This window comes from Streptosporangium sp. NPDC087985, from assembly GCF_044741965.1.
Lineage (GTDB): Bacteria > Actinomycetota > Actinomycetes > Streptosporangiales > Streptosporangiaceae > Streptosporangium.
In genome coordinates, this window is record NZ_JBIUTQ010000044.1 from 1 (window position 1) to 8,806 (window position 8,806).

An 8,806-nucleotide genomic window follows, 5' to 3' on the forward strand; every position below is an offset into this window, starting at 1 on the left:
CGAAAGCTATCTGGCCGGCCTTCATCTACGCGGAGCCATCTTGTGGATCCGAAGCCTTCAACCCGCCTGAAGATCCGAAGTCCATACAGACCCTAGCAGCGCGTACAGCTGGGTGGTCTCGGTGGAGGCGTGGCCGAGGCGGCGGCGGACGGCCTCGATGGAGACGCCGGCGTTGATGAGTTCGGTGGCGTGGGTGTGCCGCAGCTGGTGGATGTCGACGTCGACGCCAGCCTGCGCGCAGTAGCTCTGCCAGCGGTGGTGGGCGGCGTCGTAGCTCAGCGGCCCGCCGGCGCCGTTGATGGAGGCGCGAAACAGCGGCCCGGAGGTGTAGCCGGCGCGGGCCAGGTAGAGCTTGAGCAGGGCGACGTAGCCGCGGTCGTCGAGCAGCACGGTGCGCACGCTGCCGCCCTTGCCACAGATGCGCACGTGTTCGTCGTCCAGGCGCAGGTCGAGGTCTTCGACGTACAGGCCGCAGACTTCAGAGGCGCGGGCGCCGCAGACGTAGGCGGTCTCGAACAGCGCCCGATCGCGCAGCCGGTCGAGCGGGAGATCCTTGCGCGGCCGCCGGGTGCAGATTACGGCTAAGACCTTGGCGACGTCGGCGGCCGCCGCCGGGCGGGGCAGGTTCTTGGGCACCTTGACAGTGTCGATCCGGTCCATCGGGTTGGCCTGCAGCAGGTCGTGGCGGGCCGCCCACTTGCAGAAGGAGGCGATGGCGGCGCGCTTGCGCTTGCGGGTCGATGGCGCGAGCCCGGCGATCTCGGCCAGGTAGGCGCGGACCGGCGCGGCGGTCAGCTCGCCGACCGGGTCGCCGTGGTGGCCGGCGAACTGCAGCAGGTCCCCGCGATAGGCGCGCCGGGTGTGCGCGGAGGCCCCGGCGTTGATCAGGTCGGTGAGGAAGTCGTCCACGGGTGCCGCCAGCGGGTGTGCGTGGCCGAGCTGCTCACTGATGACCGGATCCATGCCGCCCGCCCTCCGCCTTCTCGGCCCCGATCGGCTCAGTTGCCAGATAACTGGGAAACGAAGCGTCCGCGCCGGAGACCGGCCGCCCAGCTCACACCCAGCCCGTGATCGCTATCTTGCCAGATAACGCAGATTATCCCGCAAGTGTCAGGCGCTTGAGGTCCAGGCTCGCCTTGCCCGCAGCGTGGATGCGCTGGAGGCAAGGTCTGAGCTATCGTCGCCCTCTCTTGGCGCGGACGCGTCGTCCACCCAGGTTGTGCTTATTCCTGCAGGATGGAGAGGGCTCGGGATGGGCATAGGGTGACGGCGTGGCGCGCCTGTGCGGCGGTCTGGTCGTCGGGGTGATCGGTCAGCAGGGCCACGATGCCGTCGTCGTCTTGGTCGAAGACGGCCGGCTCGGTCAGGACGCATTGGCCGGAGCCGACGCAGAGGTCGCTGTCGGCTTTGATTCGCATCATGTCCTGCTCACCAGGTGACCGGGAGTTCGTGAACGCCGTAGATGACGGCGTCGGTCTTGAACGGCAGGTCCTCGGCCGGTGCGGCGAGCCGCAGGGTGGGGATGCGGCGGAACAGCGTGTCGAAGACGATCTGCAGCTCCATCCGGGCCAGGTTCTGGCCGAGGCACTGGTGCGGGCCGAATCCGAAGGCGAGGTGGTGGCGGGCCCCGCGCTCGACATCCAGTTCGGCCGGATCCTTGAACGCCGCCGGGTCCCAGTTGGCCGACAGGGTCGAGACGATGACGCCCTCGCCGGCCTTGATGCTCACCCCGCCGATCTCCACGTCTTCGGTGACCACCCGGGAGGTGACCCCGTCGGCGATGGTGAAGTAGCGCAGCAGTTCCTCCACGGCCATGGGCGTCCTGCCCGAGTCGGCCTTGACCAAGGCCAGTTGCTCCGGATGGAAGAGCAGCCCGACCACGCCGAGCGAGATCATGTTCGCCGTGGTCTCGTGTCCGGCGGTCAGCAGCAGGAAGGCCAGGCTCACCAGGCCCGCGTGGTCGAGGGTGCCCTTCTGGCGTTGCCGGGCGATCTGTCGGCTGAACAGGTCATCGCCGGGTTCGGACTCTTTGCGGGTGACCAGGTCGTCGATGTAGGCGCGCAGTTCGGCGAAGGCTCGCTGACGGTCTTCCAGCGAGGTCCGGCGCACCATCATGGTGGTGCGGCTTTGGAAGAAGTCGTGGTCGGTGTAGGGGACGCCGAGCAGTTCGCAGATCACCAGGGAGGGCACCGGCAGGGACAGCGCCTGCACCAGGTCGACCGGCCGCTGGTCGGCGGCGAGTATGTCGTCGATGAAGTGGTCGACAATGTCCTGGATCCGCGGGCGCAGCGCGGCCAGCCGCTTGACGGTGAACTCGCCGATCACCGGACGGCGGGCCGCGGAGTGTTCCGCGCCGTCCATGCCGAGCATCAACGGCGGCTGGCTGCGGAGCTGCTGCAGGGTCGCCGCATCGAGGGTGAAGAGCGGGAAGCCGTCCTTGCGCTTGTCGGAGGAGAAGCGGGGGTCGGCGAGGATGGCCCGGCCTTCCTCATGCCCGGACACCCACCACGCCTCGCCGCCGCTGGTCAGGCGGACCTTGCTGATCGGCGCCTGCTCACGCAGCCGTTCGTAGGCGGTGGGCGGGGCGAACGGGCAGCCCCGCTCGACCGGCAGTTCCAGGCCGGCGAGTTCGCCGGCGACGTTCTTCGTCATGAAGGACCCCTCAGTAATAGATCTGGCGGAGTTTGTCGTTGGTGTTCATCGCGGGGTGAGTGGGGTCGCGGGGGTGTCGATGCGGTTAGCTGCTCCGGGTTGCGGATGCGTAGGCGAGGCCGGTGATGCGGCCGTCTTCAGAAGGTCCTGCCGTGACAGTGGCGGTACGGCGTGCGCGCAGGGTGCCGGCCAGGCACAGCAGGAGACCGAGCGTGAGCCAGATCAGCAGGACGGCAGCGGGGCGGGTGGCGCCGTGGCCTTCGAAGAAGGCGGTGGAGCGCAGCAACTGGCCACCCGCTCCCGGTGGCAGCAACTGGCCGAGTGTGCCGGACCAGCCGGGCAGCATCTCGGGTGCGGTCGCGGCGCCTGACAGGGGGTTGCCGATGAGCATCATGGTGACGGCGCCGAGACCGAGGCCGACGGACCCGAGCAGGGACTCCAGCCCGAGGATGCTCAGGGAGGTGGCTGCGATGGTCAGGGCGATGGCGCCGCTGTTGGCCCAGTAATCGCCGTTGAGCGAGCCGAGCCAGAACTGCAGGATCGCTGCCACCGTCAGGCCGCCGGTGATGGCGAAGGCGAGTGCTCCGGTGACCCGGCGGGCGGTGCCGCGGACGAGTCTGGCCAGCAGCAGCGCGGCAAGCAGGCCACCCATCACCAGGGGCAGAGCGCCGGCGGCCAGGCCGGCGCCGCGCGGGTCGTCGGCCGGCAAGGCGACGAGGTCGCGGACGGCGACAGCCGTACCGGTGCCCTGTGTCTGCGCCTGGCTGAGCGCGGTCGCCAGGCTCTGCAGGGTCTGAGCGACCGCTGCGCTGGCGGCGGAGGCGATGATGACCTGCGGGGTGCCGGAGCTGGCATCGATCGCCCCGTACACTTCCCGGTCGCGCATCAATCGTTCGGCGGCCGCGGTGTCGGCGACCTCGGTGATCTCGAAGCCGTCCGGCAGGCGCTGACGGAGAGCGGTGCTGACCGGCTCGACCGCGGCGGCCGGCCCGGCGACGGCGATCGGCACATCGTGCACCGACGAGCGCACGGACGGCCAGGCGAAGGCGGTGAGCAGCACGGAGACGATCGCCGTGAGCAGGACTACTGTCCCGGCCACCGCCCGCCAGGGCGACGACGGCAGTGTGTTGGCTGCCAGCGGGGCCTGAACGGCCATATCCACTCCTAGAAGAGAACGTTTGCGTGATTTACGTGGTGACGGGGCGGGCCGGTACGCACTTGTGCCGATGAGCGGATGCCTTCGCTCGGGATGCTTCGCACTGTCGAGATACCGTGATCAAGGCGCGGTGGCTGAAGGATTACTTCAGCGTGAGTGGGGTCTCGGATGCGATGCGGGTCAGCTTCTGCGGGTTGCGGACGTAGTAGAGGCCGGTGATGCGGGCGTCCTCGACCCGGACCGCTATGACGCCGTCGATCTCGCCGTCCACGCGGAGGAGGAGTGCCGGGTTGCCGTTGACCACGGTGGGCTCGCTGGTGAGCGCGACTTGGGCCTTGGCGAGGCCGCCGACGATCATGTGGGCCACCTTGTCGGCGCCGATGATCGGCCGCGGCGCGGCCTGCTTGACGCCGCCGCCGTCGCTCACCAGGACGACATCAGGGGCGAGCACGTCAAGGAGACCCTGCAGGTCCCTGGTTTCGAGCGCGCGCTGGAACGACTCAACAGCCGCCCGGGCCTGTCTCGGGGAGACCACCTCGCGAGGCCGCCGGGCATCGACGTGCTTCCGGGCCCGGTGCGCGATCTGGCGCACGGTCGCAGGGGTCTTGCCGACGGCGGCCGCGATCTCCTCGTAGCCGACGTCGAAGACCTCGCGCAGCACGAAGACGGCCCGCTCGGTCGGCGACAGCGTCTCCAGGACGAGCATGAGCGCCATCGACACACTCTCGGCGAGCTCGACGTCCTCGGCCACGTCCGGCGTGGTGAGCAGGGGTTCGGGCAGCCAGGGTCCGACATACGCCTCCTTGCGGCGCTTCATTGTGCGCAGCCGGTCCAGCGAGCGCCGGGTGGCGATCCGCACCAGGTAGGCGCGCTGGTCGTGCACCTGCTCCACGTCGACTTTCATCCACCGCAGCCAGGTTTCCTGCAGGGCGTCTTCGGCGTCGGCGGCCGAGCCGAGCATCTCGTAGGCGACGGTGAACAGCAGGTTGCGGTGGGCGAGGAATGCCTCGGTTGCCGGGTCCATCCGGCCGCCACCAGCCATCGGCTCGGCTGTGCCAGTCGTTGCATCCCTGCGCTCGTTCATACCTGGCTCCTGCCTGTTCACCCGCAACTCCTGCTCCATGCATAAGGCGCCGGCGCCCACCGCTGTGTGACACCCGTGATCAGTGGCGTACATCACAAGGCCGCACTGTCACAAAGTTCGGGGCGCCGACGCCGCATGGTCGTCAGGACGCCGCGCGAACGATCCGCGCGGCACACAACTCCACGAGTGATCGCCTTGGCCCCGTCGCGTGGTGACCATCGCGCGACCGCCACCGCAGAAAGAACGGAAAGACATTATGAGCAAGGTCTGGTTCGTCACCGGTTCGTCCCGCGGCCTGGGCCGCAACTTCGTCGAGGCCGCCCTGTCTCGCGGTGACAAGGTGGCCGCGACCGCCCGCAACACCGGAAGCCTTGACGAGTTGGTCGCCGCCTATGGCGAGGCGGTGCTTCCGCTGAAGCTGGACGTGACCGACAAGGCCGCCGTCTTCGAGAGTGTGAAGCGGGCCAGGGAGCACTTCGGCCGACTGGACGTCATCGTGAACAACGTCGGCTACGCCCATGTCGGCGCGATCGAGGAGATGACCGAGCAGCACCTGCGCGACCAGCTGGAGACCAACGTGTTCGGCGCGGTGTGGGTCATCCAGGCTGCGCTGCCCTACCTGCGTGAGCAGGGCGCGGGACACATCATCCAGCTGTCCTCGGCGGCCGGGCTCATGGCGTTCCCGCTCAGCGGCGCCTACAGCGCCTCCAAGTGGGCCCTGGAAGCCCTGAACGAATCCCTCGCCCAAGAGGTCGCCGACTTCGGCATCAAGGTGACCGTGGTCGAGCCCGGCGGCTTCGCCACCCGGTCCGGCAAGAACCCCGATCCCCTCAACAACGGCCACATGGCCGAGACCAACCCGATCTACGACGGCCTCCGCCAGCGCATCGCGCGGTTCGCGGGAAAGCAGCCCGCCGGCGACCCGGCCGCCGCGGCCCAGGCACTCCTCAAGATCGTCGACTCCGACAACCCACCCCTGCGGGTGCTCTTCGGGCAGGGCTTCTACCCGATGCTCCAGCAGGTCTACGCCGACCGGCTCAAGACCTGGGCCGACTGGCAGGACCTTTCTGCGGAGGCTCACGGCAACCTCGATCAAGAAAATCGGTGACCCAGGGCCGAGTCAACTCACCTAGAGCAAGCGAACCGACAGGAGCAACACATGAAGCACCGCATCGTCGTCCTCGGCGCCGGCTACGCCGGGGCCTACGTGGCCGGGAACCTGGCCCGCCGGCTGTCCCCGAAGGACACCGAGATCACCGTGGTCAACGCTGAACCGGACTTCGTCCAGCGGCTGCGGCTGCACCAGCTCGCGGCCGGCCAGGACATCGAAGCTCCGAAGCTCGCCGACGTCTTCGCGGGCACGGGGATACGGCTGCGCCTGGCCCGTGTCACCGCCGTCGACCCCGGGCGCCAGGTCGTCGCCGTGGCCGACCCCGACGGCGGCGGCGAGCTCGGCTACGACACGCTTGTCTACGCGCTCGGCAGCCACGGCGACGACTGCGGCGTCCCCGGCGTGGCCGAGCACGCCTTCGACGTCGCCGCCCGGCCCTCGGCGCTGCGCCTGCGCGAGCGCCTGGACAGCCTGGGCAGGCGGGGCGAAGGCGGGAATGTGCTGGTCGTCGGCGACGGGTTGACCGGCATCGAGAGCGCCACCGAGCTCGCCGAATCCCGGCCCGGCCTGTCGGTGGCGCTGGTCGCCCGCGGCGAGCTGGGCGCCCGGCTCTCCGCCGGAGCCCGCAGCCACCTGCGCCAGGCCTGCGACCGGCTGGGCATCACCGTCCTGGAGCACACCAGCGTCGAAGCCGTCGAAGCGACGCGGGTGCTGTGCGCCGACGGCACCGCCCTGGCGTCCGACGCGACTGTGTGGACGGCCGGGTTCGCGGTCAACCCCATCGCCGCCACCAGCGGGCTGGAGGTCACCGAGAACGGTCAGATCATCGTCGATCGCACCATGCGGTCGGTCTCGCACCCGAACGTCTACGCCGCCGGCGACAGCGCCTACGCCATCGGCGAAAACGGCCGCCCGCTGCCGATGTCCTGCGCTTCGGCCGGCTACACCGGCATACAGGCCATCGAGGCGATCGTGGGACTCCTGACCGGCCGCAAGATCGCGAACACCAAGCTGATCTACTCGTACAACCACATCAGCCTCGGGCGGCGGGACGGGATCCTGCAGATGGTCGACGACGAAGCGCAAGCGAAGCCGAAGTATGTGGGCGGCCGGAAGGCCGCGAGGGTCAAGGCGGGCATCCTCAAGATGTCGCTGTGGGCCACCTCGCACCCCACCTACGGCATGCCCAAGCGCAAGCGCCGCCTGGCCGCCGCGCCGGACGCGATCGCCGAGAAGGTGCTCGCGTAGCCGCCTCATAGAGTGTGGTCCGCGTGGACAGCACCGCCACTGATCGCTTCGACACCAGCCGGTTCGAGGCCAGCCGGAACCGGCTGGCCTCGCTGGCGTACCGGCTGCTGGGCTCCGCCGCCGACGCCGAAGACGCCGTGCAGGACGTGTTCCTGCACTGGCAGGCCGCCGACCGGCAGCGGATCAAGGTGCCGGAAGCATGGCTGACCAAGGTCGTCACCATCAGGGGTTGAGCAGGAAGGTGGTGCCTGACTCGTTCACCAGGGTTGGTCGCAGCGGTCGCCAGCCGTCGTCCAGTTGGCGAGCTCGGCCTCGATATCCACCTCGATGAAGCCGAAGAAGTTGATGTTGCCGGAGTCGTACGACATCGCCTCCGAGTTCCAGCAGGGCGCGCAACCCCGACAGCGACACCGTCGAAGACGAATTCGACCACCGGGGCCCAATCAGTCGCGGACAAGAACGAGGCCCGCGACAACAAGACAACCGCTGAAAGGCTGGCCCGGCGGCGCCACCGTCTGCGTGAGGGCGCCGGCGCCGATCGGCGGAGGGGGCACTGGACCCTTTGGCCGTCAGTTCTGTTCGTTGTCTTCGGCCTTCGCATCGCGCAGCGGCCGCAGGTTCCCCGGCGCCTCCGGCCGGGTGAACGGGTAGCTGCCGTGGAAGTTGATGTGCTCCCAGATCAACGGGGACAGCCGGGCCCGGGTCTCCGGGCCGATCAACAGGTTCCCGTCCGCCTGCAGAGCTTTCACGGCGGCGTCAATGTAGAGGCTGTTCCAGTAGATGGTCGCGTTGAGACCCAGACCGAGCGCGCCGAGCTGATCTTCCATGCCCTTCGCATAGCCCTGGCGGAGCTGGCCGAGGTTACCGAAGAAGACGCGCCGGGCCAGGCCGTTGCGGCCCTCGCCAATGTTGAGCTGGGCGCCCATCATCCGCCGGTAGTCCTCCAGGTGGGCGACGTGCAGCAGGTGCATCGACTTGAAGATGCGGCCGTAGTGCGCGAACGCCGCCCCCAGACCGGTGAGACGACCATCGGCCGACAGCATCCGCAGCAGGTCTTAGGCGCGCACCTGGTTCGTCACGAGCGACCCGGCGATGTGCAGCATGTCGGCCCAGTGGTGCCGGATGATCCGGACGTTGATCTTGCGCAGGCCCAGATCGTTGAGGTGCCGGTAGCGGGTGTTCCCCCCGGAAGGGTGTGGGCGTCCATGTTGCGCAGGTAGAGCAGCTTGTCGATGGCCGTCTTCACCGAGGTCGCGCTGGCGTCGGTGGCCGCCCTGATCAGCCAGGCCAGCCGGGTCATCTTCAGCCCGGCGTCATAGACCAGCAGCCGGTCCAGATCCGCGCGTAACTGATCGGTCAGCAGGTGCGCCACCTTCTCCCAGGTCAGCGCGGTGGCACTGGTCCGGGCGGTGGCCACCATCTTGGCCAGCGTCGTCACGCCGGCCGGATCGTCTTAGGGACTGTACGGAGTTGAGATCAGAAGGATTCGCCTGCGCCTCGGTCCCTGATGCTGATAGTTCATCGCCATGGCGCGTGGAGACCTCACCGACGAGGA

9 protein-coding genes and 1 pseudogene are annotated in these 8,806 nt (G+C 68.8%); 3 read left to right on the forward strand and 7 right to left on the reverse strand.

Annotation, left to right across the window (positions count from 1 at the left end; all coding sequences use genetic code 11):
• Positions 1 to 57: 57 nt before the first annotated feature.
• From ACIN94_RS32420 to ACIN94_RS32440, 5 genes are all read right to left on the reverse strand, one after another.
• Positions 58 to 963, reverse strand: a complete 906-nt coding sequence (locus tag ACIN94_RS32420; protein WP_400714737.1) for a tyrosine-type recombinase/integrase — start codon at positions 961 to 963, stop codon at positions 58 to 60.
• 260 nt (positions 964 to 1,223) lie between these two features.
• Positions 1,224 to 1,421 carry a ferredoxin gene (locus ACIN94_RS32425; protein WP_400714740.1) on the reverse strand — a complete coding sequence of 66 codons (198 nt, stop codon included), beginning with the start codon at positions 1,419 to 1,421 and terminating at the stop codon, positions 1,224 to 1,226.
• 7 nt (positions 1,422 to 1,428) lie between these two features.
• Entirely contained in the window at positions 1,429 to 2,652 is a 1,224-nt protein-coding gene (locus ACIN94_RS32430; RefSeq protein ID WP_400714743.1) for a cytochrome P450, read from the reverse strand.
• 85 nt (positions 2,653 to 2,737) lie between these two features.
• Positions 2,738 to 3,808 carry a hypothetical protein gene (locus tag ACIN94_RS32435; protein ID WP_400714746.1) on the reverse strand — a complete coding sequence of 357 codons (1,071 nt, stop codon included), beginning with the start codon at positions 3,806 to 3,808 and terminating at the stop codon, positions 2,738 to 2,740.
• 142 nt (positions 3,809 to 3,950) lie between these two features.
• A complete protein-coding gene (locus ACIN94_RS32440) occupies positions 3,951 to 4,892 on the reverse strand; it encodes an RNA polymerase sigma-70 factor (protein WP_400714749.1) in 942 nt (313 codons plus the stop codon).
• A 256-nt stretch (positions 4,893 to 5,148) separates the two neighbouring features.
• Between ACIN94_RS32440 and ACIN94_RS32445 the strand changes: the two genes are divergently transcribed.
• Genes ACIN94_RS32445 through ACIN94_RS32455 form a run of 3 tightly spaced genes read left to right on the forward strand, consistent with a single transcriptional unit; the run spans position 5,149 to position 7,484 of the window.
• The gene (locus ACIN94_RS32445; protein ID WP_400714752.1) at positions 5,149 to 6,000 is read left to right on the forward strand and encodes an SDR family NAD(P)-dependent oxidoreductase; all 852 of its coding nucleotides are present in this window, start codon (positions 5,149 to 5,151) and stop codon (positions 5,998 to 6,000) included.
• A 51-nt stretch (positions 6,001 to 6,051) separates the two neighbouring features.
• Positions 6,052 to 7,251: an NAD(P)/FAD-dependent oxidoreductase gene (locus ACIN94_RS32450; RefSeq protein ID WP_400714755.1), complete on the forward strand. Its 1,200-nt coding sequence runs from the start codon at positions 6,052 to 6,054 to the stop codon at positions 7,249 to 7,251.
• 23 nt (positions 7,252 to 7,274) lie between these two features.
• Entirely contained in the window at positions 7,275 to 7,484 is a 210-nt protein-coding gene (locus ACIN94_RS32455; RefSeq protein WP_400714758.1) for a sigma factor, read from the forward strand.
• Between the two features lie 336 nt (positions 7,485 to 7,820).
• Here the strand turns inward: ACIN94_RS32455 and ACIN94_RS32460 are convergent.
• Together ACIN94_RS32460 and ACIN94_RS32465 are read right to left on the reverse strand one after the other, a co-directional pair.
• Positions 7,821 to 8,405 (reverse strand): annotated as a pseudogene (locus tag ACIN94_RS32460) (Tn3 family transposase).
• Entirely contained in the window at positions 8,327 to 8,689 is a 363-nt protein-coding gene (locus tag ACIN94_RS32465) for a hypothetical protein (RefSeq protein WP_400714761.1), read from the reverse strand. The pseudogene ACIN94_RS32460 and the gene ACIN94_RS32465 overlap by 79 nt, the downstream one beginning before the upstream one ends.
• Positions 8,690 to 8,806: the final 117 nt, after the last annotated feature.